Raw genomic sequence first — 25,121 nt, forward strand, 5'->3', positions numbered from 1 at the left:
GATGCAGGACCGGACCGCGTCAGGAGTCGTTCTGGCCGAACTTGTCCTGGGCGTCCTGAGCGGCCTGCTCAGCGCGGTCACGCGCCTGCGTACCGCGCTCCGACGCCTCGTCGCGGCCCTGCTGGGCGCGGTCCTGAGCGTCGTCCTTGCGGTCACCCATGGCGTCCTTGGCCTTCTGGCCGAGGTCCTGAGCCTTGTCCTTGAACTGGTCGCTGATGCCCATGCGTGTTCACTCCCGTAGGTGGGTGAGGGGTAATCGGGCTCTGCCAGCCTGACACGCCCGGACATACCGCGCATTTCGATCAGTGACGGAGCGTGCACGGTCCGTACGGGAGCGCCCTCGCCGCCCGTACGGACCGGCCGCCTCAGCCCGCGCGGACCGACTCGTCCGCCGCGCCCCCGGCGCCCACCAGACCCTTGCCGACCTCCCCGAGACGCGGCTCGAAGCGGCGCATCTCGCGCTGCCCGACCGTCCCGATGAGCCCCGGCAGATAGCCCCGGATGCCCTGCATGCCCCGCAGCCACCACTGCGCGTACACATGCGAGGAGCGCCGCTCGATGCCCGCCACGATCCGGTCCACGGCCGGGCCCAGCGGATACGTCTTGTTCGACGGCCACGGCAGCCGCTGGCGCAGCTCCCGCATCACGTCGTCCTGGTCCGCGCCGCGCACCATGTCGGTGTCCGTCCACGACAGATAGCCGACGCCGACCCGTACGCCCTTGTAGCCGACCTCCGCGCGCAGGGCGTGCGCGTACGCCTCCACGCCCGACTTCGACGCGCAGTACGCCGTCATCATCGGCGCCGGGGTGAGCGCGGCCAGCGACGCGATCTGGAGCAGATAGCCGCGCGACTCCATCAGCACCGGCAGGAACGCGCGCGCGGTGACCGCCGAACCGATCAGGTTGACCTCGATGACCCGCCGCCAGGCGACCGGGTCGGAGTCCACGAACGGGCCGCCGGTGGCCACGCCCGCGTTCGCCACGACGATGTCGACCTTGCCGAACCGCTCCTTGACCTCGGCGGCGACCTTCGCCATCGCCTCGTGGTCGGTGACGTCCGCGTGCCACCAGTCGGCCTCCGCGTGCAGCCGGCCCGCGACCTGCTTCAGCTCGTCCGGCTCCAGGCCCACCAGCGCGATCTTCGCGCCGCGCGCCGACAGCTTGCGCGCCAGCAGCTCGCCGACGCCGCGCGCCGCGCCCGTGACGACCGCGACCTGCCCCTCAAGACTGACCCTGCTCATACGGCATCCGCACCCTTCTGCGACTTCACATGTTCCTCGGCCAGTTCCCTGAGCACCCGCGTGACGGCCTCCGGGGCCTCCACCGGCGTCATGTGCCCCATCCCGGGCAGTTCCGTGAGCCCCGCGCAGTGCGGCAGGGCCGCCGCGATCCGGCGGGCGTGCGCGACCGGCGTCATCCGGTCGGCGGTGCCCGCGATGACCGCGACCGGCATCGTCAACTCCCGCAGGTTCGCGTCGAGTTCCAGCGTCTCCAGCACATGCGACCAGCCGTGCCGCACCCCGCGCGGACAGGCGTGCACGATCCGGGCGCACGCCTCGACCTTGTCCGGCGCCGACGCCGGGCCCATCGTCGCGTACCGCAACACCCGCCGGGTCACCGGCGTCACCGGGCCGAGCGGCGCCTTCGAGCCGAGCACCGCCGCCGTCAGCCTGGTCCGCAGCCCGCTCGCGCCGAGCAACGGCACGACCGTCGACTCCGCGACCAGCCGCGAGGACCCCGTGCTGCACAGCAGCACCGCCGCCGCGTGCTCCTTGAACCCCGGCCGCGACGCCGCCGCCATCATCGTCATGCCGCCCATGGAGTGCCCGCCGAGCACGGCCCGCTCCCCGGGCTCCAGCGTCGCCGCGAGCACCGCCTCCAGGTCGTCGGCGAGCATGTCCGTCGTGTACGGGAGCGAGGCCGCCGCCGGACTGCGGCCGTGCCCGCGCTGGTCGTACACCACCACGCGGTGGTCAGCGGCGAGCGCCCGCACCTGCGCCGCCCAGAACGCGGTGGAGCACGTCCAGCCGTGCGCCAGCACGATCGCGGGCGCGCCCGGTTCGCCGTGCACCTCCACGTGCAGCCGGGCGCCGTCCGCCGAGGTGACGGTCAGTTCGCGGGCGGCGACGGGGGGCGCGTACGGCCCGCTCGTCACATGCGTCAGACGGCTCATGCGGCGCTCGACTCCTTCTTCTGCTGCTGCTTGGCCCGCTTCGGTTGTTCTGTTGTGCGGGAGGCCGTGGCGGGGGCCCGTACGACCTCGTACTCGCCGACGTCCACGTGCCGGGTCGCCTGCCGGAACTCGGTCGTCGTGCCCGGCCACACCGTGGTGTTGACGCCGTTCTCGTCGAGGTACCAGCTCGTGCAGCCGCCGGTGTTCCACACCGTCCGCTTCATGCGCTCCTGCACGCGCGCGTTCCAGGCGCCGACCGCCTCCGCGCGCGAGGTGAGGGCGACGCGGCCGCCCAGCACGTTCAACTGGCGCAGGAAGTCCGCCATGTAGTTCAGCTGCGACTCGATCATCAGGATCATCGAGGAGTTACCGAGGCCGGTGTTCGGGCCGATGATCGTCATGAAGTTCGGGAAGCCCGCCGCCGTCGCCCCGCGCAGCGCCGCCATGCCGCCCTTCCAGCTCTCGGCGAGGGTCGTCCCGTCGGCGCCGACGACGCGCTGCGCGATCGGCATGTCCGTGACGTGGAACCCCGTACCGAAGACGATCGCGTCGGCCTCGGTCTCGCTGCCGTCCGCACCGACCAGCGTGCTGCCGCGCACCTCGGTCAGTCCGGCGGCCACGACGTCCACGTTGGGGCGGGCCAGCGCCGGGTAGTACGTGTTCGACAGCAGGATGCGCTTGCAGCCGATGCGGTAGTCGGGGGTCAGCTTGGCGCGCAGGGCCGGGTCCTTGACCGCCCGGTGGATGTTCCGCTTCGCCAGCTTCTCGACGAGGCCCAGCTCGTCCGGCCGCTTGGTGAACGCCTGGACCTGCAACTCCCTGATCCCCCACAGCAGTCCGCGCCGGGCCTGCGTCGTGAAGGGCAGCGTGCGGTGCAGCCAGCGCTCGGCGCCCGTGATGGGCCGGTCGGCGCGCGGCATCACCCAGGGCGGGGTGCGCTGGAAGAGGGTGAGCCGGCCGACCTCGGGCTGGATCGCGGGCACGATCTGGATGGCGGAGGCGCCCGTGCCGACCATGGCGACCCGCTTGCCGCGCAGGTCGTAGTCGTGGTCCCAGCGCGCCGAGTGGAACACCTTCCCGGGGAACGTGTCGAGCCCCTTGATGTCCGGCACCTTCGGGTCGGACAGCGGGCCCGTCGCGGAGACGACGAGGTCGGCGGTGAGCGTGCCGCTCGCGGTCTCGATCGTCCACCACAGCTTGTCGGGGTCCCACGTCAGCCGCGTCACCTCGGCGTTCAACCGGATGTGCGGGCGCAGGCCGAAGGTGTCGGCGACGTGCTCCAGATACCGCCCGATGTGCTCCTGCCCGGAGAAGGTGCGGGGCCACTCGGGGTTGGGCGCGAACGAGAACGAGTAGAGGTGGGACGGCACGTCGCAGGCGCAGCCCGGGTAGCTGTTGTCGCGCCAGGTGCCGCCGACGGCGCCGGCCCGCTCCAGCACGACGAAGTCGGTCACGCCCTCCCGGCGGAGTCTGACCGCCGCACCGAGCCCGCCGAAGCCGGACCCGATCACCGCCACCCTCACATGCTCGTGCTCACGCTCGGCCATCCCGGCGCCTCCCTACCGCGCGACTCTGCCAGTGAACACTGGCGTAGTCGGAGAGTAGAGCAGCTCCGTACTGATGGGTAGGGGTCGGGCCGAGGAAAGTTACCGCCGGTACGACATAGGGTCTCAGGGTGGACGGACAGGCGACGGAGGACCGGGGCGTGCGCGAGTACCGCATGGCGGAACTGGCCGAGGCGGCCGGCATCACCGTGCGCACGGTCCGCTTCTACCGCGAGCGCGGCCTCATCAAGCCGCCGCGCCGCGAGGGCCGCATCGCCTGGTACGACGAGACCCACCTGGCCCGGCTGCACACCATCGCGGCCCTTCTGGAGCGCGGCCACACCCTGAGCGGGATCGCGGAGCTGTCCGAGGCGTTCGACCGGGGCCGGGACGTCGGCGAACTCCTCGGCGTCGGCACCCCCACCGAGGAGACCCCGGTCCGCCTCTCCGCGACGGAACTCGCCGACGTCTTCGCCGGCCAGGTCACCCCCGAGAACCTCCAGGCAGCCCTCGACCTCGGCTACCTCGGCACGGACGGCGAGGAGATCGTCCACGTCAGCCGCCGCCTGCTCGACGTCTCGGCGGCCCTGGTCCGCGAGGGCATCCCCCTCGCCGAGGTCCTCTCGGCGGCCCGCCGCGTCCGCGAACACGCCGAGGCGCTGGCCACCCTCTTCACCGACCTCGTCGAAACCCACACGACCGACAAGAACCCCGCCCGCCTCCGCCCCCTGGCCAAGTCGGTCATCGAGGCGGAACTCTCCCTGGCCCTGGACCGAAAACTCCCGTGACCGGGGGCGGGCGCCGGGCGGGGCCCTACGCGTAGACCTTCACGGAGCCGGAGCCGGAGCCGTACGCGCGGGCGTCACGCGTAGACGACGGTGACCGGAGCGTGGTCCGACCAGCGCTCGGCGTGCGTGGCGGCGCGCTCCACGTACCCCTTGATGGCGCGCTCGGCCAGGCCGGGGGTCGAGAGGTGGTAGTCGATGCGCCAACCTGCGTCGTTGTCGAAAGCCCGCCCCCGGTAGGACCACCAGGAGTAGGGGCCCTCCGTGTCGGGGTGGAGGGTGCGGATGACGTCGACGTAGCCGCCGTCCTCGGGGGTGAGGACGCGGGTCAGCCAGGCGCGTTCCTCCGGGAGGAAGCCGGAGTTCTTCTTGTTGGCCTTCCAGTTCTTGAGGTCCGCCTCCTGGTGGGCGATGTTCCAGTCGCCGCAGACGACGACCTCGCGGCCCTCGGCGGCGGAGCGCTCGCGCAGTTCCTTGAGATAGCCGAGGAACTCGTCCATGAAGCGGATCTTCTCGTCCTGGCGCTCGGTGCCGACCTCGCCCGAGGGCAGATAGAGGGAGGCGACGGTGACGCCGGGCAGGTCGGCCTCGACGTACCGGCCGCTGCCGTCGAACTCGGAGGAGCCGAAGCCGACGCGGACCCGGTCCGGTTCGCGGCGCGTGTAGAGGGAGACGCCGGCGCGGCCCTTGGCGGCGGCCGGGGCGTGGACGACGTGCCAGCCCTCGGGCTCACGCACGGTCTCGGGCAGTTGCCCGGGCTCGGCGCGCACCTCCTGGAGGCACACGACGTCGGCGGAGGTCTCGGCCAGCCACTCGACGAAGCCCTTCTTGGCGGCGGCTCGCAGCCCGTTCACGTTCACGGAGGTAACAGTCAGCACGGCGGCCACGGTACCGGTCCGGGCACACTGGACCGGTCAGCCGACCCACGCCCGTAGCATAGAGATACGATGCCTCGCATGATCATACAGTCCGAGCCCGCCGCGCAGCCCGCTCCTCCGGCCGCCGCAGGCGGGATCACCCTGCGCCCCGTCTCCTTCGGCCACCCCGACGCGCGGGCGCTCAACGACCGCGTACAGGCGGAGTACGCCGAGCGCTACGGCGACGGGGGCGACGCCACCCCGCTGGACTTCACGGAGTTCGACCCGCCGCAGGGCCTGTACCTCATCGCGTACGACACCGAGGGCACCCCGCTGGCGACGGGCGGCTGGCGCGCGATGGACAAGAACGAGGAGAACTACTCCGACGGCGACGCCGAGCTGAAGCGGATGTACGTGACGCCCGAGGCGCGCGGTCTGGGGCTCGCCCGCCGCATCCTCGCGGCGCTGGAGGAGGACGCCCGCGCGGCCGGCCGCGTCCGCATGGTCCTGGAGACGGGCACGAAGCAGCCGGAGGCCATCACCCTGTACGCGTCGAGTGGTTACGCGCCCTGCGAGAAGTTCGGGCACTACCGCTTCGAGCCGCTGAGCCGCTGCTTCGCCAAGCCGCTCTAGCGTGCGGAGCCCCGGCCGGGCGGGCAACTCCGGTACGGGGCCTGCCCGCAGGCGGCACACGGCCTGCCCGTAGGCACAAAGCAAGAACCCCGCCGGTCACCCGGCGGGGTTCTTGTTGCGTGGACCTGAGGGGATTTGAACCCCTGGCCCCCTCGATGCGAACGAGGTGCGCTACCGGACTGCGCCACAGGCCCTTGCAACGAGTGAAACTCTAGCACCCCGATCGGGGTGCTTGGAAATCCGCTCCCTGGCTGGTCAGCCGGGGCGGCCTCCCGCTCACTCGTTGGCGGCGCGCGGACGCCCGTCGGCGTCGTCGTCGTACTGGTCGAACAGGGGCGTGCGCCCGCGCTCGCGGGAGCGGCGCGCGGAGGCGGCGCGGCGGGCGTCGCTGCGGCCGTCGTCGGCGGTCTGCTGCTCCGGCTCGGGCTCGGCCTGCTCGGGGGCGGCCTGCTCGGCGGCGGAGGAGCGGGCGGCGCTCCATGTCTCGGGGGCGCCGTAGTCGATGCCGCCGGTGCCGCGCGGGGCGACGGGGGCGGTGACGTAGGTGGGCAGCGGGACGGGGACGGGGTCCCAGCTCTCGCCGGGTCCCGGCCGGCGCTGGCGCTCGCGCTGCTGGTCGACCCACTCGGCGTGGTCGGTCTGCTCGACGAGGGCGCGCCGGTCGGCGGCGAGCGCTTCGAGCCCGGGGTCGGTGGCGATCGGCTCGGTGGCCGGGCCAGGGACCTCGTCCGCGTCCTCGGCAGGGGCGCGGTGCGCAGCCGGGCGGCGGCCGCGGGGCTGGCGCTCGCGCAGGTGCTGGGCGGCGAGTTCGGCGCGGCGGCGGTCCATCACGTACGCGAACCTGCGGCGCTCCTGGGCGCGCAGATAGACGATGTACGCGCTGAGCAGCGCGGCCGGGGCCGCGGGCGCCCAGAGGAAGGCGACGCCGCCGACGGCGGCCACGACGGCGCCTGCGGTGAAGGCGATGAACAGCAGCACCGTGGTGCGGCGGCGGCGCGCGAGGACCTTGGAGCGCCGGGCGCGGGCCTGGGCCTCGGCGGACGCGGCGCGGGCGGCGCGGGACTTGGCGGCGGACGCGGGCCGGGGCGCGGGCTCCCGCTCCGGCTCGGGGGCCGGTTCCGGCTCGGGCGCGGGCGCGGGCGCCGGTTCGGGTTCGGCCCGGGGGGGCCGGTGCTCCTGGGCCGGAGGCGTGACGAAGGCCCGGACGTCCACCGCGTCGGTGATCGCGTCCGGGTCGGCCGTGGCACCGCGCCACTCGTCCGCCTCGGGCGAGCGCGCTTGCAGGTCCTTGGCGTACCGGCGCTCCATGCCCGCCCGGCCGGAGAGAAGCCGGATGGCGGTGCTGAAGCGTTCCGTGGGACGGGCTTCGTTCAGCTCGTCCTGCCTACGGAGCCACATCGGCACCAAGTAGGCGGCCCAGGCCCCGACGATGACTGCGTAGATGAGGCCGCTGCTGCTCACGCTCACACCGTAGAGGGGTTTGCACAGGGCCATCCGCCAATTGGGCCGGTGTGTCGCACGATCTGGCTGATATTTCGAACTTTTTTTGTGACCGATGCGATCAACTGGCCGCCGGAGGGGTGAATTCAATGCCCGGGAGTGGTCCCGCTTCGATCAAATTCGAACATTTATTTTATTTGGAGGAGGTGCCGGGGTCCGCCGTGTTCGACGCGCCCGGACCTGCGGAGTTGCCGCGCCGCGTCCGCCGCCACCGCTTGAGCAGGCCCTCGGGGACCTCCTCGGCGGTCAGCGCGAACACGAGGTGGTCGCGCCAGGCGCCGTCGATGTGCAGATACCGCGGGCGCAGCCCCTCCTCGCGGAATCCGAGTTTCTCGACCACCCTGCGGCTCGGCCCGTTCTCCGGGCGAATGCAGACCTCGATGCGGTGCAGGCCCACCGTGCGGAAGCAGTGGTCGACGGCGAGCGCCACCGACGTCGGCATCACTCCGCGCCCCGCGACGGACCGGTCGACCCAGTAGCCGATGTGGCCCGAGCACATGGAACCCCAGGTGATGCCGGCGACCGTCAACTGGCCCACCAGGCGCCCCTGGTACTCGATGACGAAGGGCAGCATGCGGCCCGCGGCCGCCTCGGCGCGCAGATGGCGCACCATCTGCCGGTAGGTCGGGCGGTGGGCTATCGGGCCGCTCGGGGTGGGCGGCGGGATGGTCGCCTCCCAGGGGCGCAGCCAGTCGCGGTTGCGCCGGTTCACCTCGCGCCAGGCGCGCTGGTCGCGCAGTTTTATCGGGCGCAGGGTCACGTCGCCGTCCGTCAGGACGACGGGCCAGGACGGGCTGTTCAGTGCGCACCCCCGGCGTCGGCGTCTGCGTCGGGTCTGGGATGGTCGCCGCCGCGGATCTGGTCCACGGCGTGCGTCAGCAGCGGCGCGAGGACGGCGAGCCCGTCCTTCACTCCCCCGCTCGACCCCGGCAGGTTCACGATCAGTGTGCGCCCGGCGAGGCCCGCGCGGCCGCGGGAGAGGGCGGCGGTCGCCACCTTGCGCACGCCGTACGCCCGGATGGCCTCGGCGATGCCCGGGATCTCCGTGGTGAGGACGCGGGCGGTGGCCTCGGGGGTGCGGTCGGTGGGCGAGATGCCGGTGCCGCCGGTGGTGATCACGACGTCGTACGCGGCCTCGACGGCGGCCCGCAGCGCGGCCTCCACGGGGTCACCGTCCGGCACGACCTGGGGGCCCTCGACGGTGAAGCCCAGGTCGCGCAGGGCGGCGGCGATCAGGGGGCCGCCCTTGTCCTCGTAGACGCCGGCGGCGGCGCGGTTGGAGGCGGTGACGACGAGGGCGCGGTAGCCGGTGCTCACGCCTGCTCCTCGCGCCGCGCTCATGCCTTCTTCTCGCTCCGCGCTCATGCCTTCTTCTCGCGCCGCGCTCACGCCTGCTCCTCGCGCCGCCAGGTGCCGGACTTGCCGCCGGTCTTCTCCTCCACCCGTACGTCGCTGATGACGGCGCCCTTGTCGACGGCCTTGACCATGTCGACGACGGTGAGGGCGGCGACGGTGACGGCGGTCAGCGCCTCCATCTCCACGCCCGTACGGTCCGTGGTGCGCACGGTGGCGAGGATCTCGACGGCGTCGTCGACGACGGACAGGTCGAGGGTGACGCCGGACAGGGCCAGCGGGTGGCAGAGCGGGATCAGGTCGGGGGTGCGCTTGGCGCCCATGATCCCGGCGATCCGCGCGGTGGCGAGGGCGTCGCCCTTGGGGACGCCCTCGCCTCGCAGCAGTTCCACCACGCGCGGCGCCACGCGGACGCGCCCGCTGGCGCGGGCGGTGCGCGCGGTGACGTCCTTGGCGGACACATCGACCATGCGGGCGGCGCCCGCCTCGTCGATGTGCGTGAGTCGGTCCTGCGAAGTGCTCATGGTGCTGTGGCGCTCCCGATCCGAGCCGTGCGCGGTGCGGCGCGCCGGACTGTTGTGCGCGACACGCTACCGCGCACCACCGACAGGCGGCCCGCTCAGCCCAGCAGGACCACGTCGACCTCGGTGCCGGGCTCGACGCTCGTGGTGTCCTCGGGTACGACGATGAGCGCGTCGGCGTGGGCGAGGGCCGCGACGAGGTGGGACCCGGAACCGCCCACGGGCGCGACGGTGGCGGCTTCGGCGTCGTAGCGGCCGCGCAGGAACTGGCGGCGGCCCTCGGGCGAGCCGAGCGCCTTGTCGGCGGTGAGCACGGCGCGTACGACGGGGCGGCGCACGGTGTCGGCGGGCAGCCCCATCAGGGTGCGGATGGCGGGCCGGACGAACAGCTCGAAGGAGACGTACGAGGAGACCGGGTTGCCGGGCAGGGCGAGCAGCGGGGTGTGGTCGGGGCCGACCGAGCCGAAGCCCTGGGGCTTGCCGGGCTGCATGGCGAGCTTGCGGAAGTCGACACCGCCGCCCGCGCCGAGGCCGTCGTCCTCGTCGGGGTCGCCGACAGCGCTGAGGGCTTCCTTGACGACGTCGTAGGCGCCGACGCTGACGCCGCCGGTGGTGACGACGAGGTCGGCGCGGATGAGCTGGTCCTCGATGGTGGAGCGCAGGGTCTCGGCGTCGTCGGCGACGGCTCCGACGCGGTAGGCGATGGCGCCGGCGTCGCGGGCGGCGGCGGTGAGGGCGAAGCTGTTGGAGTCGTGGATCTGGCCGGGGCCGAGTCCTTCGCCGGGCTGGACGAGTTCGCTGCCGGTGGAGACGACGACCACGCGCGGGCGCGGGCGTACGCGGACGGTGCCGCGTCCGATGGCGGCGAGCAGGGCGATCTGCGGCGGGCCGAGGACGGTGCCGGCCTCCAGCGCCTTGTCGCCCGCCTGCACGTCGCTGCCGGCGGGGCGGATGTGCGCGCCCGCCCGCGCGGGGCGGTGCACGGCGACCTCGCCGGCGGCGCCCTCGGGGGCGCTGCTGTGGGCGCTCATGGCGGTGGCGGGGCCCGCGCCGAGTCCGCCGTCGGTCCACTCGACGGGGACGACCGCCTCGGCGCCGGGGGGCAACGGGGCGCCGGTCATGATGCGGACGGCCTCGCCGGGGCCGACAGTGGGCTGTTCGGCCTGGCCCGCGGCGACGTCGCCGATGACGGTGAGGACGGCGGGGTACTCCTCGCTCGCGCCCTCGACGTCGGCGACGCGGACCGCGTAGCCGTCCATGGAGCTGTTGTCGAAGGGCGGCAGCGAGACCGGCACGGTGACGTCCTCGACGAGTACGCAGCCCTGGGCGTCCAGGAGTTGGAGCTCGATGGGGTCGAGCGGCCGCACGGTGCTGAGGATGTCCTCCAGGTGCTCGTCCACCGACCAGAGCTGGTCGGGGCCGGGGGACGACGGGGTCGCGCTGCTCAAGGTGCTACATCTCCTCGGTGACGTAACGGCGAAGCCAGGTCCGGAAGTCCGGGCCCAGGTCCTCACGTTCGCACGCGAGCCTGACAATGGCACGCAGATAGTCGCCGCGGTCCCCGGTGTCATAGCGCCGGCCCTTGAAGACGACGCCGTGGACGGGGCCGCCGACCTGCTCGTCGGCGGCGAGGTGCTGGAGGGCGTCGGTGAGTTGGATCTCGCCGCCACGGCCCGGCTCGGTCTTGCGCAGTATGTCGAAGATGTGGGGGTCGAGGACATAGCGGCCGATGATCGCGTAGTTGGAGGGGGCTTCGGCGGCGTCGGGCTTCTCGACGAGGCCGGTGACCTTGACGAGGTCGCCCTCGGCGGTGGGTTCGACGGCGGCGCAGCCGTAGAGGTGGATCTGCGACGGCTCGACCTCCATGAGCGCGATGACGCTGCCGCCGTACTGCTCCTGCACCTCGACCATGCGGGCGAGGAGCGGGTCGCGGGGGTCGATGAGGTCGTCGCCGAGGAGGACGGCGAACGGCTCGTGACCGACGTGCGGGGCGGCGCACAGGACAGCGTGGCCGAGGCCCTTGGGGTCGCCCTGGCGCACGTAGTGCATGGTGGCGAGGTCGCTGGACTCCTGCACGCGCGCGAGGCGGCCCGCGTCGCCCTTCTTCTGGAGGGCGGACTCCAGTTCGTAATTGCGGTCGAAGTGGTCCTCCAGCGGCCGCTTGTTGCGGCCGGTGATCATGAGGACGTCGTCGAGCCCCGCGGACACCGCCTCTTCGACCACGTACTGGATCGCCGGCTTGTCGACGACCGGCAGCATCTCCTTCGGCGTCGCCTTGGTCGCCGGCAGGAACCGGGTGCCGAGACCGGCGGCCGGGATGACAGCCTTGGTGATCCTGGTGTGCGCGTCAGTCATGGCGGTCACCCTATCCGGCGCCTATGGGCGGAATCTGTGGGTCCGCTTAGAAGGCGCACCTATGCGTGGACAAGAGAGATTTGCGAGTCGCACATGAGCCGGCACACACGGGACGGGCACGGCGCCCACGGTGACAAACGAACCTTGCGGCGAGAGTTCCTGGCGGTGAGGAACGGGTTGCGGGCGGATGACGTACGGGCGGCCGAGGCCGCTCTCGCACACCGCGCCCTCGACGCCGGGGCGCTGTCCGGGGCCCGCACGGTGGCCGCGTACGTCTCGGTCGGCACCGAACCGGGCACCGGGGCCCTCCTGGACGCCCTCCGCGCGCGTGGGACGCGGGTGCTGCTGCCGGTGCTGCTGCCCGACAACGACCTCGACTGGGGGCTGTACGAGGGCGCCGGATCGCTCGTCCGCGTCGAGCACCCCGGCAAGATGGCGCTGCGTGAACCCGGCGGCGACCGGCTCGGCCCCGAGGCCGTCGTGGACGCCGACGCGGTGCTGCTGCCCGGGCTCGCCGTGGACGCGCGCGGGGTGCGGCTCGGGCGGGGCGGCGGCTCCTACGACCGCGTGCTCGCCCGGCTGGCCGCCGCGGGCGCCCATCCGGCGCTCGTGGTGCTCCTGTACGACGGCGAGGTCGTCGAGCGCCTGCCCGCCGAGGCGCACGACCGGCGCGTGGACGCGGCCGTCACGCCCTCGGGCGTCCACCGGTTCACCGACACCGCCTGACGCCGCCTCATACAGCCGGAAGGGGCCTCCACGCGCGCGTGGAGGCCCCTTCCGGTGGTCGCGGGCTCAGCGCCCGCTCTCGCTCACGGTTCGAGGACGAGCGTGTCCGAGGTGTCGGCGTCCACGGCGCTCTTCGTGAAGCGCCACGGCAGCAGATCGCCCTTGACCCACTTGTCGGTCTGGTCCGTGTAGTGCGCGCTGAACGTGTGGCCCGAGGCGCCGGTCAGGTTGATCCACTTGGACTTGTCGAGGTCCGCGAGGTTGACCACCATGCGCATCGACGGCACCCAGTTCACGCCGTAGCCGCCCGCCGCGTTCCAGCCGGTCGCGTCGACGGCCGCCTCGCCGCCGCCGAGCTTCCACGGGCCGCGGTTGAGCACGTACTGCAGCCAGCCGGGACCCGCGGTGCCCAGCGTCTGGTTCTTCAGCTCCAGCTTGTGCAGCCGGCCCCAGCTCCAGGTGTCGATGTCCTTGCCGAGCTTCGCCGTCAGGTCCCAGCGGGCGTCCTTCATGGCCCGCTTCAGGAGCTGGTCGCGGTTGTCCGTCGGGTCGTTGTTGCGGTTGCCCGGCGTCTTCCACCACGCGTCGGACGGCTTGTCGAGGATGTTGCGTACGACCTGGAACCAGCGGTCGCCGCCGTCGGGCTGCGCCGAGGACGCGTCCCGCTCGCCGCACTCGCGGACCTTGCGGTTGTCGTCGGCGGGCCCGCTGTTGTCGACCGGCGCCACGCTCAGGCACTGGCCCTCCACGCGCAGCTCCTTGGGCAGCTTGTTGCCGAAGGCCAGCTTGAGTGTGTTGCGCCACACCGAGTTGAAGTAGGCCGCCGCCGCCGAGTCCGGGTTCTGCGTGTAGTCCCAGTTCTCCAGGAGCTGCTGCGCCTCACGGACGTAGGAGTCCTTGACGTCGATCTTCAGCAGGTAGGGCACGAGCAGCTTGGCGATCTCGCTGCTGTTGTCCATCTGCATGGTGCGCATGTCGTCGGTGGAGATCTTGCCGCCGCCGTCGATCTTCGACTTGATGAGGTCGGTGATGCGCTGGCTGCGCGCGCCGTAACCCCAGTCGGTCGTCAGCTTGTACGGGTAGCCCTTGCCGACGACGGCCTGGTTGGCGGTGACGATGTAGCCGCGCTTCGGGTCGAACTCGTACGGCAGCTCGGCCTGCTTGATGAAGCCGGCCCACTGGTACTTCGGGTCCCAGCCCGGCGAGGGCAGCGAGCCGTCGCCCTCGCCGCGGATCGGGATGCGGCCGGGCAGCTGGTAGCCGATGTGGCCCTCGGTGTCGGCGTACGTGAGGTTCTGCGAGGGGACCTGGAAGTCGGTGGCGGCCTTGCGGAACTCGCTCCAGTTCGTCGCCCGGTCGATGCCGAAGACGGCGTCCATGGTGTTGCCCGGGTCGAGCGCGGTCCAGCGCAGGGCGATGCCGTAGCCGTCGCCGCGGTCGGGGGCGGTCGTGCCGACGGGCGCCTTCTTGCCGACCGTCACCAGCTCGTCGTTGCGGTCGGACACGAGCGGGCCGTTGTTCGTCTCGCGGATGGTGATGGTCTTGTCGGCGCCGCCGGCGACCTTGATGACTTCCTTGCGCGTCTTGAACGGCACGGTCTTGTCGTCGTACAGGTAGCCGTCGCCGCTGAACTTCTCCAGGTACAGGTCGGTGACGTCGACGCCGGAGTTGGTCAGGCCCCAGGAGATGTTCTGGTTGTGGCCGATGACCACACCGGGCATGCCGGCGAACGTGTAGCCCGCCACGTCGTACTGGCACTTGGCGGACACGCTCGTGCAGTGCAGGCCCATCTGGTACCAGACCGACGGCAGTTGCGGCGCGAGGTGCGGGTCGTTGGCCAGCAGCGGCTTGCCGCTGACGGTGTGGTCGCCGGAGACGACCCAGGAGTTGGAGCCGATGCCGTTGCCGTTCGGGCCGAGGCCCGCGGAGTCGGGGATCTGGTCCAGGGCGTCGGCGAGGCCGCCGAGCTGGCTCTGGAGGCCGCTGGAGGCCCCTGTGGAGCCCGTGGAGCCGCCCGCACCGGTTCCGGTACCCGAGGAGCCCGTCGTGCCCGTGGAGCCCCCTGTGGCGCCCGTGGCGCCGCCGCCCGCGAGGCCCGTACCGGTGCCCGTGCCCTGGCCGCCCGCGGTGCCGTGGCCCGACGCGGACGGGTCGTAGGAGCGCGTGCCCTGGTTGTAGCCGCCCTCCTGCACGATCGGCTTGTTGCGCGCGTACGGGTACTCCGGGTACAGGTCCGCGATCTGCTTGGCGTCGAGGCGGCTCGTCATCAGCGAGCGGTCGATCTCGTCCTGCATGTTGCCGCGCAGGTCCCAGGCCATCGCCTTGAGCCACGCGACCGAGTCGACCGGCGTCCACTTCTGCGGCTTGTAGTCGTTCTCGAAGCCGAGCGCGACGTACTCCGCGGAGATCTGCTTGCCGTCCTTGCCCGCCAGGTAGGCGTTGACGCCCTTGGAGTACGCCTGGAGGTACTTCTTCGTGTCGGGCGCGAGCTTGGTGTCGTACTCCTTCTGCGCGGTGCGGCGCCAGCCGAGCGTGCGCAGGAACTCGTCCGTCTTGACCTGGCTCTTGCCGAACATCTCCGACAGCCGGCCCGCCGTCGTGTGGCGGCGCACGTCCATCTCGTAGAAGCGGTCCTGCGCCTGCACGAAGCCCTGTGCCATGAACAGGTCCTCGTCGGTGGAGGCGTAGATCTGCGGGACGCCGTAGCCGTCGCGCTTGACCTGCACCGGCCCGTCCAGGCCCGCCAGCTTGATCGATCCCGTGGTCTGCGGCATCGACGCGCGCACGCTGTCGACGCCCCAGTAGGCGCCGTATCCGATGCCCGCGACGACGGCAAGGACGAGGACGATCACGATCAGTCGGGCGCGGCGCCCCTTCTTCTTGCCGGACTTGCTCCCGGCAGAGGCGTTCGTAGTGGAGGGCATCGCGATCCTTGCTGTCCTTCGCTAGCGGCGGGCGAGAGCAACCATACGAGCAGTGCGGAGCGGGCCCGGACGCGGAGTGGGGAACAAAGGCCCCTCCGGGCGGTGCCGTGACGGTCCGTCCATCAAGAAAGCGTTAACGATTAGGTAAGGTAACGAAGTAACTCTCTTGTGGAGTCACTCCCCCCACACCGGCCCCCTGCGACTTCTCGCGGAAGGAACAGCCCCTGACTGTCCACCACCTCAACCAGCTCCTGCTCGTCAGCGCCCTCGTGCTGCTCGTCGCCGTCGCGGCGGTCCGCGTCTCCTCGCGCAGCGGGCTGCCGAGCCTGCTGCTCTACCTGGGCATCGGCATCGCCATGGGCCAGGACGGCGTCGGCGACATCTCCTTCAGCGACGCCGAGTTGACGCAGGTCATCGGATACGCGGCCCTCGTCGTGATCCTGGCCGAGGGCGGCCTCGGCACGAAGTGGAAAGAGATCCGTCCGGCCCTCCCGGCGGCGGTCGCGCTGTCACTCGTGGGCGTCGCCGTCAGCGTGGGGGTGACGGCGACCGGCGCGCACTACCTCGTCGGCCTGGAGTGGCGGCAGTCGCTGATCATCGGCGCGGTGGTGTCCTCCACGGACGCGGCGGCGGTCTTCTCCGTCCTGCGCAAAGTGCCGCTCCCCGCGCGCGTGACGGGCATCCTCGAAGCGGAATCCGGGTTCAACGACGCCCCGGTCGTCATCCTCGTCGTCGCGTTCTCCACCGCCGGTCCCGTGGAGCACTGGTACGTGCTCGTCGGGGAGATCGCCCTGGAGCTGGCGATCGGCGCGGCCATCGGGCTCGCGGTCGGCTGGCTCGGCTCGTTCGGCCTGCGGCATGTGGCGCTGCCCGCGTCGGGCCTCTACCCGATCGCCGTCCTCGCCATCGCCACGGCCGCGTACGCGGCGGGCGCCATGGCCCACGGCAGCGGCTTCCTCGCGGTCTACCTGGCCGCCATGATCATGGGCAACGCCAAGCTGCCGCACTGGCCCGCCACCCGGGGCTTCGCGGAAGGGCTCGGCTGGATCGCGCAGATCGGCATGTTCGTCCTGCTCGGCCTGCTCGTCACACCGCACAGCCTGGCGGGCGACATCGTGCCCGCGCTCGTCATCGGCCTGATCCTCACCGCGGTGGCGCGGCCGCTGGAAGTGGCCATCAGTCTGCTGCCGTTCCGGGTGCCCTGGCAGGAGAAGGCGCTGCTGTCGTGGGCGGGGCTGCGCGGCGCGGTGCCCATCATCCTGGCGACGATCCCCATGGTGACCGGCGTCGCCGACAGCCAGCGCATCTTCAACATCGTCTTCGTGCTGGTCGTCGTCTACACCCTCGTGCAGGGGCCGACGCTGCCGTGGCTCGCGCGCAAGCTGAAGCTCGGCGACTCCTCGGAGGCCGCCGACCTGGGCATCGAGTCTGCGCCCCTGGAGCGCCTGCGCGGGCATCTCCTGTCGGTGTCCGTGCCTGAGGGCTCCCGGATGCACGGCGTCGAGGTCGGGGAGCTGCGGATGCCGAAGGGCGCCGCCGTCACCCTCGTCGTGCGCGACGGCTCGTCCTTCGTACCGGGGCCCACGACCGTGCTGCGGCGCGGGGACGAACTCCTCGTCGTCGCCACCGACCCGGTACGGGACGCGGCGGAGGCCCGCCTGCGCGCCGTCGCCCACGGCGGCAAGCTCGCCGGCTGGCTCGGCACGGGAGGCGCGGACACGGGCCGGTGAGGCGGGCGCGGGGCGGGGACCGGGCCCGGGGAAGCGGGTGGCGGTCGGGGTCGGGGGCGGGGCCCCGGTGAGGCGGGTGGCGGCCGGGGGCCGGGCGGTTTTCGGGCGCTACGCGCGCGGTGCGGGGTGTGGTGTGGGCCTCGGTCGCCGTTGCGTACCGGGAGGGACCGGTCGGGACCGGTACCATGGGGGCACAAGACCCATGTTCCACCGTTTCACCGACTCTGCCTGACGTAGAGCCGGCGCGACCGCAAAGCGGCCGCGGTCCCCTTGCAGCACACCTCGCTGACCTGCATGGCCAGGACACCTCGCCTGGCGCGGACCGTAGGTATCACTCGGTTCCCGGCGCATGAGGACGGCTCTCGGCGCGCTCCTCCCCCTCGACCAGGAGGGCGGACGCGCTACCAGGCGGCAGAAAGGCGAGGGCCGTGCCCCAGAAGGCAACGGTCACCGACACCCCCGGCAAGCGTCCGGGCTACGGACAGTTGCTGCGTACGCGCGGAGCCTGGACGTTCCTGCTCCCCGGCTTCGCCGCGCGCCAGCCGTTCGCGATGCTGACCATCTCCATCGTGCTGCTCGTGCAGCACACCACCGGCTCGTACGGCACCGCGGGCGCGGTCTCCGCGACCACGGGCGTCTCCATGGCGCTCTTCGCGCCCTACACGGGCAAGCTCGCCGACCGGTTCGGCCAGCGGGCCGTGCTGCTGCCCGGCGTCCTCGTGCACACCGCGTCAGGGGCCACGCTGACCGTGCTCGCGCTGTCCGGCGCGCCCACCTGGTCGCTGTTCCTCGCGGCCGTGCCCACCGGCGCGTCCACCCCGCAGATCGGGCCCATGGTCCGCTCCCGCTGGGGCGTGAAGCTGAACGGGTCGCCGCTGATGCAGACGGCCGCCGCGTTCGAGTCCGTCACCGACGAGTTCACCTTCGTGCTCGGCCCGCTGTTCGCCACGGCCCTGTGCACCGGTGTGAACCCGGCGGCGGGCCTGATCACCGAGGCCGCGCTCACCCTCGTCGGCGGTCTGCTGTTCGCCGCCCAGAAGGCCACCCAGCCGCCCGTGGGCGCCGCGTCCGGCCACGCGCGCGTGGAGCACACCTCCGCGCTGCGCGTCCCGGGCGTACGCGTCCTGATCGTCAGCTTCCTCGGCATCGGCTCCGTCTTCGGCGGCATGCAGGTCTCGCTCGCCGCCTACACGCAGGCGGTCGGCCAGCCCGGCATGAACGGCGTCCTGTACGGGATCTTCGCCGCCGGCAACATGCTCTCCGGCCTGGTCTGCGGCGCCATCGCCTGGAAGGCCGCACCGCAGCGCCGGCTGCTCGTCGCGTACACCGCGCTCGCCCTGATGGCGTCCGGGCTGTGGGCCGCGCAGTCGATGCTGCTGCTCGCCGGGCTCGGCCTGCTGGTCGGCGTGTGCATCGCGCCCGCCCTGATCACCGGCTACACCCTGGTCGAGAAGATCGTGCCCGCGGGCTCGCGCACCGAGGCGTTCACCTGGCTGACGGGCGCCGTCGCGCTCGGGCAGGCGGCGGCCGTCACGGTCGCCGGACAACTGGAGGACCGCTTCTGGGACGGTGCCGGTTTCCTGATGCCGATGGGCGGCACGGTGCTCGCTCTGGTGGTCATGGTGCTGCTGCGTTCGCGCCTCGTCCCGCCCTCCTCGGGGCGCACTGTGGCACGTGGCGTCGGTCACCGCGTGTCGGTGGCAGTGGACTGATCCCGTGGAATAGGCCACTATGGAGCGTCGTTAGCACTCATTGAGTGAGAGTGCCAGGAGGAAGACACAGTGCCGACTTACCAGTACCAGTGCACCGAGTGCGGCGAGGGCCTCGAGGCGGTGCAGAAGTTCACCGACGACGCCCTGACCGAATGCCCGAACTGTGGTGGACGCCTGAAGAAGGTGTTCTCGGCCGTCGGCATCGTCTTCAAGGGCTCGGGCTTCTACCGCAACGACAGCCGCGGCTCCTCGTCGAGCAGCAGCCCGGCGTCGGCCTCGAAGTCGTCCTCGGCGTCCTCCGACTCGGCCTCGTCCTCGACGTCGTCGGCGTCGTCGGCGTCCTCCGACTCGAAGTCCACGGCGTCGTCGAGCACGTCCTCGGCCTCCACCGGGTCCTCGTCCGCCGCGTAGGACCCCGCGCAGGCCCCCCCGTACGGATCATCAAGGCCCCGCTGTCGCGCACAGCGGGGCCTTCGGTGTGCCCCGGGGGGCGGTCGGCGGCCTGAGCGGCTTGGCTACTGTGCTGACCATGGCGACCCACGCACATCCAGGTACCGACGCCGAGATCGGCGTCATCGGCGGCTCCGGCTTCTACTCCTTCCTCGACGACGTCACCGAGGTCCAGGTCGAGACGCCCTACGGGCCGCCCAGCGACTCCCTGTTCCTCGGCGAGGTCGGCGGGCGCCGCGTCGCCTTCCTGCCCCGGCACGGGCGCGGCCACCATCTGCCGCCGCACCGCATCAACTACCGCGCCAACCTGTGGGCGCTGCGTTCGGTGGGCGTACGGCAGGTCCTCGGGCCGTGCGCGGTGGGCGGGCTGCGGCCGGAGTACGGGCCGGGGACGCTGCTGGTGCCGGACCAGTTCGTGGACCGTACGAAGTCGCGCGCCCAGACCTACTTCGACGGGCATCCGCTGCCCGACGGGACGATCCCGAACGTCGTGCATGTCTCCCCCGCCGACCCGTACTGCCCTGTGGGCCGCAAGGCCGCGGTGGCGGCCGCGCGCGGCAAGGACTGGGAGCCGGTGGACGGCGGCACGCTGGTCGTCGTCGAGGGCCCGCGCTTCTCGACCCGCGCCGAGTCGCGCTGGCACGCTTCGATGGGCTGGTCCGTCGTCGGTATGACCGGGCACCCCGAGGCGATGCTGGCCCGGGAGCTGGAGCTCTGCTACACGTCGTTGACGCTGGTCACGGACCTGGACGCGGGCGCCGAGAGCGGGGAGGGCGTCTCCCATGACGAGGTGCTGCGGGTGTTCGCGGCCAACGTGGACCGGCTGCGGACGGTGCTGTTCGACGCCGTCGCCGCGCTGCCGGCCACGGAGGACCGGGCGTGCCTGTGCGTGGGGGCGCTGGGCGGGATGGACCCGGGCATCCGGCTGCCCTGAACGGGGTGCCGAGGGCTCGGCGGGCTGGAACGTCCCGTTCGGGTGAGGGAGTTTTCCACAACCCGTCGGTAGTGCACGGGGCTCAGCGGGATGCGGGCCGGGCGTGGATCGTGAGGGCGTGACGGGCGAGGTGCCCGTCCGTGCCGGGTCCCGCCGTACGGGGCCGGGTGCGCCCTTCCGTACCGGCGGTGACCGCGATGACCACGACGCCCTCCCTTCCGACGCCCGCTCCGGCATCCGCTCCGGCGCCCGCCCTTGCTGCCTCCCGCCCGTCTTTCCCGGCCGCCTCCGCCGCGTCGGACGCCTCCGTCTCCGCGATCCCGCCGACGTGCGAGGTGCCGCTCTTCCCTCCGGTGCGGGTGCGCGCCGGGCGGTGGCGGCGCGGGCGGCCGGGTCGGCACCGGCGGCGCCCGGCGGCTGTCGCGGGGCTCGCCCTGGGTGCGGTGGCGCTGGCGCTGGCCGTGCCGTCCTCGGGCGCGGGGCCCGGTGTGGAGCGGGCGGGGGCGCGGGCCGGCGGCGGGCATGGGCCGGGGCGCGGGCCGGCGGTGACGGTGTCGGCGCCGGTGCGGATCGCGGACGCGGGCGCGGTGCGGCTGTTGCGGGCCGGTGACCGGGTGGACGTGGTGGCGGCGCGGGCCGACGGCAGGCCCGGCGTGCGGGTCCTCGCGGCGGGGGCGCGGGTCGCCTCCGTGCCGGGGCGGGATACGGCGGGCGGTGACGCGGGGCCCGAGGGCGGTGGGTTCGAGGGCGGTGGGGGCGAAACCTCGGGCGGGGGCGGGGCGTTGGTGGTGCTGAGGGTGGAGCGCGCGACGGCGCTGCGGCTCGCGGGAGCGGGGGCCACGGCACGACTGGCGGTGACGCTGTGGTGACGTACCTCTCGTCAAGTCCCCCGATCGAGTTACCGAATTGGACAGGTCTCACCCGAACTGTCGTAGGTTGCGAAGCCGTTTGCCCCACAATCTGTGCAACTGAAGAGAGGCCTTCTGGTGAGCGAGACCAAGGATCCCAGTCTGTGGGAGGGCTTCAAGTCCTTCCTGATGCGCGGCAACGTGATCGACCTCGCGGTCGCCGTCGTGATCGGCGCGGCGTTCACGAACATCGTGAACGCGGTCGTCAAGGGGATCATCAACCCGCTGGTGGGCGCCTTCGGCACGCAGGACCTGAACGGCTACTCGTCCTGTCTGAAGGGCCCCTGCAAGACCGACAAGGCCGGCGAGGTGGTCACCGGTGTGCCGATCATGTGGGGCTCGGTCCTCAGCGCGGCGCTCAGCTTCCTGATCACGGCGGCCGTCGTGTACTTCCTGATGGTGCTGCCGATGGCGAAGTACCTCGCCCGCAAGGCGCGTCTGGAGGCGGAGAAGGAGGGCACGCACGAGGTGCTGGAGGTCTCCGAGCTGGAGGTCCTCAAGGAGATCCGCGACTCGCTCGTCGCGCAGCGCGGCGCGGGCCACACCGACTCCTAGCCGGCCTTCACAGGTGGTGGGGCGGCTTCTCGTCGAGGAAGCGGGCCAGGTCCGCGGCGCTGTTGTCGGCGGCGGTCGGGCGCTCGCCCCACCCGCGGTCCGTGTCGTCGGCCGACTGGGCGGACAGCGGGTCGTCGAAGATCAGCGCGGCCTTGGGGTCGCGGGGCTCGGGGGCGGTGTCGGGGGCGCTGCTCATGAATCCAGGGTACGTCGCGGGGGCGGACCCTGGGCGGGGCGGCGCCCGGGCCCCGGGGAGGGCGGACTCAGCGGGCTCAGCGGGCTCAGACGGCCTTGAGGCCGTGGGAGGCGAAGATCGCCTTCGCCTCGGCGACCTGCTCGGGCGCCGGCGAGGGCGTGTCGTGCAGTTCGAAGGTCTTGCCGAGCCGCTCCCACTTGGCCTCGCCGAGCTTGTGGAAGGGCAGCACGTCGACGCGGGAGACGTTGCCGAGCGAGGCGGCGAAGGCGGCGACGCCCTCGATGTTCTCCGGGGCGTCGGTCAGGCCCGGGACGAGCACGAAGCGGACCCAGACGTTCTTGCCGAGGTCGGCGAGGCGGTGGGCGAAGTCCAGGGTGGGGCGCAGCGGCCGGCCGGTGACCTTCTTGTAGGTGTCGCGGTCCCAGGACTTGATGTCGAGCAGGACGAGGTCCACGTCGCGCAGCAGGGCGTCGGTGGCGCGCACGCCGAGGAAGCCCGAGGTGTCCAGGGCGGTGTGCAGGCCCAGCTCGTGCTTGAAGCGGTGCAGCAGCTCGCCGGCGAAGACGGGCTGGAGCAGGGGTTCGCCGCCGCTGATGGTGGCGCCGCCGCCCGCCGCCTCGATGAACCGGGTGTACTTGGAGGCTTCCGCGACGACGGCGTCGGCCGAGGTCCGCTTGCCGTTACGCATCCGCCAGGTGTCGGGGTTGTGGCAGTACAGGCAGGTCAGCGGGCAGCCCGAGAGGAACGTGACGAAGCGCGTGCCCGGTCCGTCGACGCCGGTCGACAGGTCCCACGAGTGGACCGAGCCCTCGGTGGGCCGGCGCGTCGCGGCGGCCGCCGGGGTGGTGGCGTCGTGCACGGTCAGGTTCTGGGTGAGCAGCACGGTCATGGCTGGGCTCCTCGGGCCACATGCGGGGAAAGAGGGGATCGCGGCGCCCGGGGCCGGGGTGAGGGCCCGGCCCCGGGCTCGCGGTTCAGGGGGTTTCCCGGCTCACAGGGAGCCGTGGAAGGTGCGGTTGATGACGTCCAGCTGCTGCTCGCGCGTCAGGCGGACGAAGTTCACCGCGTAGCCGGAGACCCGGATGGTGAGCTGCGGGTAGTTCTCCGGGTGCTCCATGGCGTCCTGGAGGGTCGCCTTGTTGAGCACGTTGACGTTCATGTGGAAGCCGTCGCTGGCCATGAAGCCGTCGAGCACGCCGGACAGGTTCTGGACCCGCTCCTCGGGGGTGCGGCCCAGGGCGTCCGGGGTGATCGTGTTGGTCAGCGAGATGCCGTCCTCGGCGTCGTCGTAGGGCAGCTTGGCGACCGACAGGGCGGAGGCGATGTAGCCGTGCTCGTCACGCCCGTTCATCGGGTTCGCGCCCGGGGCGAACGGGGTGCCGGCGCGGCGGCCGTCCGGGGTGTTGCCGGTCTTCTTGCCGTAGACGACGTTCGAGGTGATCGTCAGCACCGACTGGGTGTGGACCGCGTCGCGGTACGTCGGGTGCTTGCGGACCTTCTCCATGAAGCCGTGCACGATGGAGCGGGCGATCTCGTCGGCCCGGTCGTCGTTGTTGCCGTAGGCCGGGTAGTCGCCCTCGATCTCGTAGTCGACGGCGAGGCCGGTCTCGTCGCGGACGACCTTGACCTTCGCGTGCTTGATCGCGGACAGCGAGTCGGCGGCGACGGACAGGCCGGCGATGCCGCACGCCATGGTGCGCAGGATGTCCTGGTCGTGCAGGGCCATCTCGATGCGCTCGTAGGCGTACTTGTCGTGCATGTAGTGGATGACGTTGAGCGCGTGGACGTACGTCTTCGCCAGCCAGTCGAGCATCGCGTCGTAGCGCTCGGCGACGGTCTCGTAGTCGAGGTACTCGCCCTCGATGGGCTCGAACCCGCCGACGACCTGCTTGCCGGACTTCTCGTCGCGGCCGCCGTTGATCGCGTAGAGCAGCGCCTTGGCGACGTTGACGCGGGCGCCGAAGAACTGCATCTGCTTGCCGACCGCCATCGCGGAGACGCAGCAGGCGATGGCCGTGTCGTCGCCGTACTTCGGGCGCATCAGCTCATCGGACTCGAACTGGATGGCCGAGGTGTCGATGGCGACCTGCGAGGCGAAGTCCTTGAAGCCCTGCGGCAGGTGGCGCGACCAGAAGACCGTCAGGTTCGGCTCGGGGGCCGGGCCGAGGTTGTAGAGGGTCTGCAGGGCGCGGAAGGTCGTGCGCGAGACGAGCGGGCGGCCGTCCTCGCCGATGCCGGCCATGGACCAGGTGACCCAGGTCGGGTCGCCGGAGTACAGGTCGTTGTACTCGGGGGTGCGCAGGAAGCGGACGATGCGCAGCTTGACGACGAAGTCGTCGATGAACTCCTGCGCCTCGGCCTCGGTGATCAGACCGTTGTCGATGTCGCGCTGGAGGTAGATGTCGAGGAAGTTGTCGATGCGGCCGATGGACATGGCCGCGCCGTTCTGCTCCTTGACGGCGGCGAGGTAGGCGAAGTACAGCCACTGGACGGCCTCGCGGCCGGTGGTGGCCGGGCCGGAGATGTCGTAGCCGTACGACTGGGCCATGGCCTTCAGCTCGTTGAGGGCCTTGATCTGCTCCGAGATCTCCTCGCGGTCACGGATGACGCGCTCGCTCGGCCACTCGGCGCCCAGGCGGTCCTTGTCGGCCTGCTTGGCGGCGATCAGGTGGTCGACGCCGTAGAGGGCGACGCGGCGGTAGTCGCCGATGATCCGGCCGCGGCCGTAGGCGTCCGGGAGGCCCGTGATGATGCCGGAGGAGCGGCAGGCGCGGATCTCGGGGGTGTACGCGTCGAAGACGCCCTCGTTGTGGGTCTTGCGCAGGTGGGTGTAGATGTCGCGGACCTCGGGGTCGGCCTCGTAGCCGTAGGCGTTGAGGGCGCCCTCGACCATCCGCCAGCCGCCGTTCGGCATGATCGCGCGGCGCAGCGGGGCGTCCGTCTGGAGGCCGACGATGAGGTCCTTGTGGTCCTTGGCGTCACCGTCGATGTAGCCCGGCTTGAACGCGTCGATGCGCGAGGGGGTCTTCACGTCGACGTCGTAGATGCCGCGCTCGATCTCCGTCGGGAACATGCTGAGGAGCTTGTTCCAGACGGCGGTGGTGCGCTCGGTGGGGCCGGCGAGGAAGGAACCGTCGCCCTCGTAGGGCGTGTAGTTCTGCTGCACGAAGTCGCGTACGTCGATGGCGTCGCGCCACAGGCCGCCCTTGAAGCCGTCCCATGCCTCGCCGTGTGTCGTCTTTTCCGCGGGAGTGGCAGTCATCTG

25 protein-coding genes and 1 tRNA gene are annotated in these 25,121 nt (G+C 72.0%); 9 read left to right on the forward strand and 17 right to left on the reverse strand.

Annotated elements, in window-relative coordinates:
• Positions 1-19 precede the first annotated feature (19 nt).
• From ACZ7LY_RS23480 to ACZ7LY_RS23495, 4 genes are all read right to left on the reverse strand, one after another.
• Positions 20-223: a hypothetical protein gene (locus ACZ7LY_RS23480; protein ID WP_471626632.1), complete on the reverse strand. Its 204-nt coding sequence runs from the start codon at positions 221-223 to the stop codon at positions 20-22.
• Positions 224-365: 142 nt separating this feature from the next.
• Complete coding sequence (locus ACZ7LY_RS23485) at positions 366-1,241, reverse strand: SDR family oxidoreductase (protein WP_471626633.1); 876 nt, start codon at positions 1,239-1,241, stop codon at positions 366-368.
• Positions 1,238-2,173, reverse strand: a complete 936-nt coding sequence (locus tag ACZ7LY_RS23490) for an alpha/beta fold hydrolase (RefSeq protein ID WP_471626634.1) — start codon at positions 2,171-2,173, stop codon at positions 1,238-1,240. The genes ACZ7LY_RS23485 and ACZ7LY_RS23490 overlap by 4 nt, the downstream gene beginning before the upstream one ends.
• Entirely contained in the window at positions 2,170-3,720 is a 1,551-nt protein-coding gene (locus tag ACZ7LY_RS23495; RefSeq protein WP_471626635.1) for a flavin-containing monooxygenase, read from the reverse strand. The genes ACZ7LY_RS23490 and ACZ7LY_RS23495 overlap by 4 nt, the downstream gene beginning before the upstream one ends.
• 173 nt (positions 3,721-3,893) lie before the next feature.
• Between ACZ7LY_RS23495 and ACZ7LY_RS23500 the strand changes: the two genes are divergently transcribed.
• Positions 3,894-4,505, forward strand: a complete 612-nt coding sequence (locus ACZ7LY_RS23500) for a MerR family transcriptional regulator (RefSeq protein ID WP_471626680.1) — start codon at positions 3,894-3,896, stop codon at positions 4,503-4,505.
• A gap of 74 nt (positions 4,506-4,579) precedes the next feature.
• Here ACZ7LY_RS23500 and ACZ7LY_RS23505 read toward each other — a convergent pair whose 3' ends face one another.
• Positions 4,580-5,380, reverse strand: coding sequence for an exodeoxyribonuclease III (locus ACZ7LY_RS23505; protein ID WP_471626636.1), 801 nt, complete (start codon positions 5,378-5,380; stop codon positions 4,580-4,582).
• A 78-nt stretch (positions 5,381-5,458) separates the two neighbouring features.
• Here ACZ7LY_RS23505 and ACZ7LY_RS23510 point away from each other — a divergent pair, with 78 nt between their 5' ends.
• Entirely contained in the window at positions 5,459-5,992 is a 534-nt protein-coding gene (locus ACZ7LY_RS23510; protein WP_471626637.1) for a GNAT family N-acetyltransferase, read from the forward strand.
• A 120-nt stretch (positions 5,993-6,112) separates the two neighbouring features.
• On the opposite strand, the gene ACZ7LY_RS23515 is transcribed toward ACZ7LY_RS23510, so the two are convergent.
• From ACZ7LY_RS23515 to galU, 7 genes are all read right to left on the reverse strand, one after another.
• Positions 6,113-6,186 (reverse strand) — tRNA-Ala (locus ACZ7LY_RS23515).
• An 82-nt stretch (positions 6,187-6,268) separates the two neighbouring features.
• Positions 6,269-7,453 (reverse strand): divisome protein SepX/GlpR, encoded by a 1,185-nt coding sequence (sepX, locus tag ACZ7LY_RS23520; protein WP_471626638.1) that lies wholly within the window; start codon positions 7,451-7,453, stop codon positions 6,269-6,271.
• Positions 7,454-7,625: 172 nt separating this feature from the next.
• Positions 7,626-8,294, reverse strand: a complete 669-nt coding sequence (locus ACZ7LY_RS23525; RefSeq protein ID WP_471626681.1) for a GNAT family N-acetyltransferase — start codon at positions 8,292-8,294, stop codon at positions 7,626-7,628.
• On the reverse strand, positions 8,291-8,833 hold the full coding sequence (locus ACZ7LY_RS23530) for a MogA/MoaB family molybdenum cofactor biosynthesis protein (RefSeq protein WP_471626682.1): 543 nt from the start codon (positions 8,831-8,833) through the stop codon (positions 8,291-8,293). The genes ACZ7LY_RS23525 and ACZ7LY_RS23530 overlap by 4 nt, the downstream gene beginning before the upstream one ends.
• 44 nt (positions 8,834-8,877) lie before the next feature.
• Entirely contained in the window at positions 8,878-9,369 is a 492-nt protein-coding gene (gene moaC, locus ACZ7LY_RS23535) for a cyclic pyranopterin monophosphate synthase MoaC (protein ID WP_471626639.1), read from the reverse strand.
• A gap of 95 nt (positions 9,370-9,464) precedes the next feature.
• Positions 9,465-10,814 carry a molybdotransferase-like divisome protein Glp gene (gene glp / locus ACZ7LY_RS23540; RefSeq protein WP_471626640.1) on the reverse strand — a complete coding sequence of 450 codons (1,350 nt, stop codon included), beginning with the start codon at positions 10,812-10,814 and terminating at the stop codon, positions 9,465-9,467.
• A 4-nt stretch (positions 10,815-10,818) separates the two neighbouring features.
• A complete protein-coding gene (galU, locus tag ACZ7LY_RS23545; RefSeq protein WP_471626641.1) occupies positions 10,819-11,721 on the reverse strand; it encodes a UTP--glucose-1-phosphate uridylyltransferase GalU in 903 nt (300 codons plus the stop codon).
• 93 nt (positions 11,722-11,814) lie between these two features.
• Here galU and ACZ7LY_RS23550 point away from each other — a divergent pair, with 93 nt between their 5' ends.
• Positions 11,815-12,447 (forward strand): 5-formyltetrahydrofolate cyclo-ligase, encoded by a 633-nt coding sequence (locus ACZ7LY_RS23550; RefSeq protein WP_471626642.1) that lies wholly within the window; start codon positions 11,815-11,817, stop codon positions 12,445-12,447.
• Between the two features lie 83 nt (positions 12,448-12,530).
• On the opposite strand, the gene ACZ7LY_RS23555 is transcribed toward ACZ7LY_RS23550, so the two are convergent.
• The gene (locus tag ACZ7LY_RS23555; protein ID WP_471626643.1) at positions 12,531-15,371 is read right to left on the reverse strand and encodes a penicillin acylase family protein; all 2,841 of its coding nucleotides are present in this window, start codon (positions 15,369-15,371) and stop codon (positions 12,531-12,533) included.
• Positions 15,372-15,640: 269 nt separating this feature from the next.
• Between ACZ7LY_RS23555 and ACZ7LY_RS23560 the strand changes: the two genes are divergently transcribed.
• From ACZ7LY_RS23560 to ACZ7LY_RS23575, 4 genes are all read left to right on the forward strand, one after another.
• Complete coding sequence (locus ACZ7LY_RS23560; RefSeq protein ID WP_471626644.1) at positions 15,641-17,101, forward strand: potassium/proton antiporter; 1,461 nt, start codon at positions 15,641-15,643, stop codon at positions 17,099-17,101.
• A 428-nt stretch (positions 17,102-17,529) separates the two neighbouring features.
• Entirely contained in the window at positions 17,530-18,813 is a 1,284-nt protein-coding gene (locus ACZ7LY_RS23565; protein ID WP_471626645.1) for an MFS transporter, read from the forward strand.
• A 69-nt stretch (positions 18,814-18,882) separates the two neighbouring features.
• Entirely contained in the window at positions 18,883-19,224 is a 342-nt protein-coding gene (locus ACZ7LY_RS23570) for an FmdB family zinc ribbon protein (protein WP_471626646.1), read from the forward strand.
• 118 nt (positions 19,225-19,342) lie between these two features.
• Positions 19,343-20,197 (forward strand): S-methyl-5'-thioadenosine phosphorylase, encoded by an 855-nt coding sequence (locus ACZ7LY_RS23575; protein ID WP_471626647.1) that lies wholly within the window; start codon positions 19,343-19,345, stop codon positions 20,195-20,197.
• 82 nt (positions 20,198-20,279) lie between these two features.
• Here the strand turns inward: ACZ7LY_RS23575 and ACZ7LY_RS23580 are convergent, their stop codons facing one another.
• Entirely contained in the window at positions 20,280-20,402 is a 123-nt protein-coding gene (locus tag ACZ7LY_RS23580; RefSeq protein WP_471626648.1) for a hypothetical protein, read from the reverse strand.
• Between ACZ7LY_RS23580 and ACZ7LY_RS23585 the strand changes: the two genes are divergently transcribed.
• Together ACZ7LY_RS23585 and mscL are read left to right on the forward strand one after the other, a co-directional pair.
• Positions 20,395-21,066, forward strand: coding sequence for a hypothetical protein (locus tag ACZ7LY_RS23585; protein ID WP_471626649.1), 672 nt, complete (start codon positions 20,395-20,397; stop codon positions 21,064-21,066). The genes ACZ7LY_RS23580 and ACZ7LY_RS23585 overlap by 8 nt on opposite strands.
• A gap of 114 nt (positions 21,067-21,180) precedes the next feature.
• Positions 21,181-21,660 carry a large conductance mechanosensitive channel protein MscL gene (gene mscL / locus ACZ7LY_RS23590; RefSeq protein ID WP_471626683.1) on the forward strand — a complete coding sequence of 160 codons (480 nt, stop codon included), beginning with the start codon at positions 21,181-21,183 and terminating at the stop codon, positions 21,658-21,660.
• 7 nt (positions 21,661-21,667) lie between these two features.
• Here the strand turns inward: mscL and ACZ7LY_RS23595 are convergent, their stop codons facing one another.
• The 3 genes from ACZ7LY_RS23595 to pflB all read right to left on the reverse strand — a co-directional run bounded on the left by ACZ7LY_RS23595 (position 21,668) and on the right by pflB (position 25,118).
• Positions 21,668-21,856 carry a hypothetical protein gene (locus tag ACZ7LY_RS23595; protein ID WP_471626650.1) on the reverse strand — a complete coding sequence of 63 codons (189 nt, stop codon included), beginning with the start codon at positions 21,854-21,856 and terminating at the stop codon, positions 21,668-21,670.
• Between the two features lie 85 nt (positions 21,857-21,941).
• Positions 21,942-22,745, reverse strand: a complete 804-nt coding sequence (gene pflA / locus ACZ7LY_RS23600; RefSeq protein WP_471626651.1) for a pyruvate formate-lyase-activating protein — start codon at positions 22,743-22,745, stop codon at positions 21,942-21,944.
• A gap of 102 nt (positions 22,746-22,847) precedes the next feature.
• A complete protein-coding gene (gene pflB / locus ACZ7LY_RS23605) occupies positions 22,848-25,118 on the reverse strand; it encodes a formate C-acetyltransferase (protein WP_471626652.1) in 2,271 nt (756 codons plus the stop codon).
• Positions 25,119-25,121 lie beyond the last annotated feature (3 nt).

The organism is Streptomyces sp. NPDC107550, assembly GCF_055639095.1.

Excerpts from the sequence above, each read along its gene's own strand:
- ACZ7LY_RS23510 (WP_471626637.1), top strand. The coding sequence starts at position 5,459 with ATGATCATACAGTCCGAGCCCGCCGCGCAGCCCGCTCCTCCGGCCGCC.
- pflA (WP_471626651.1), bottom strand. The coding sequence starts at position 22,745 with ATGACCGTGCTGCTCACCCAGAACCTGACCGTGCACGACGCCACCACC.
- ACZ7LY_RS23500 (WP_471626680.1), top strand. The coding sequence starts at position 3,894 with ATGGCGGAACTGGCCGAGGCGGCCGGCATCACCGTGCGCACGGTCCGC.
- ACZ7LY_RS23485 (WP_471626633.1), bottom strand. The coding sequence starts at position 1,241 with ATGAGCAGGGTCAGTCTTGAGGGGCAGGTCGCGGTCGTCACGGGCGCG.
- pflB (WP_471626652.1), bottom strand. The coding sequence starts at position 25,118 with ATGACTGCCACTCCCGCGGAAAAGACGACACACGGCGAGGCATGGGAC.
- ACZ7LY_RS23595 (WP_471626650.1), bottom strand. The coding sequence starts at position 21,856 with ATGAGCAGCGCCCCCGACACCGCCCCCGAGCCCCGCGACCCCAAGGCC.
- ACZ7LY_RS23480 (WP_471626632.1), bottom strand. The coding sequence starts at position 223 with ATGGGCATCAGCGACCAGTTCAAGGACAAGGCTCAGGACCTCGGCCAG.
- ACZ7LY_RS23550 (WP_471626642.1), top strand. The coding sequence starts at position 11,815 with ATGAGCCGGCACACACGGGACGGGCACGGCGCCCACGGTGACAAACGA.
- ACZ7LY_RS23555 (WP_471626643.1), bottom strand. The coding sequence starts at position 15,371 with ATGCCCTCCACTACGAACGCCTCTGCCGGGAGCAAGTCCGGCAAGAAG.
- ACZ7LY_RS23575 (WP_471626647.1), top strand. The coding sequence starts at position 19,343 with ATGGCGACCCACGCACATCCAGGTACCGACGCCGAGATCGGCGTCATC.
- ACZ7LY_RS23490 (WP_471626634.1), bottom strand. The coding sequence starts at position 2,173 with ATGAGCCGTCTGACGCATGTGACGAGCGGGCCGTACGCGCCCCCCGTC.
- ACZ7LY_RS23495 (WP_471626635.1), bottom strand. The coding sequence starts at position 3,720 with ATGGCCGAGCGTGAGCACGAGCATGTGAGGGTGGCGGTGATCGGGTCC.
- moaC (WP_471626639.1), bottom strand. The coding sequence starts at position 9,369 with ATGAGCACTTCGCAGGACCGACTCACGCACATCGACGAGGCGGGCGCC.
- galU (WP_471626641.1), bottom strand. The coding sequence starts at position 11,721 with ATGACTGACGCGCACACCAGGATCACCAAGGCTGTCATCCCGGCCGCC.
- ACZ7LY_RS23585 (WP_471626649.1), top strand. The coding sequence starts at position 20,395 with ATGACCACGACGCCCTCCCTTCCGACGCCCGCTCCGGCATCCGCTCCG.
- ACZ7LY_RS23530 (WP_471626682.1), bottom strand. The coding sequence starts at position 8,833 with ATGAGCGCGGCGCGAGGAGCAGGCGTGAGCACCGGCTACCGCGCCCTC.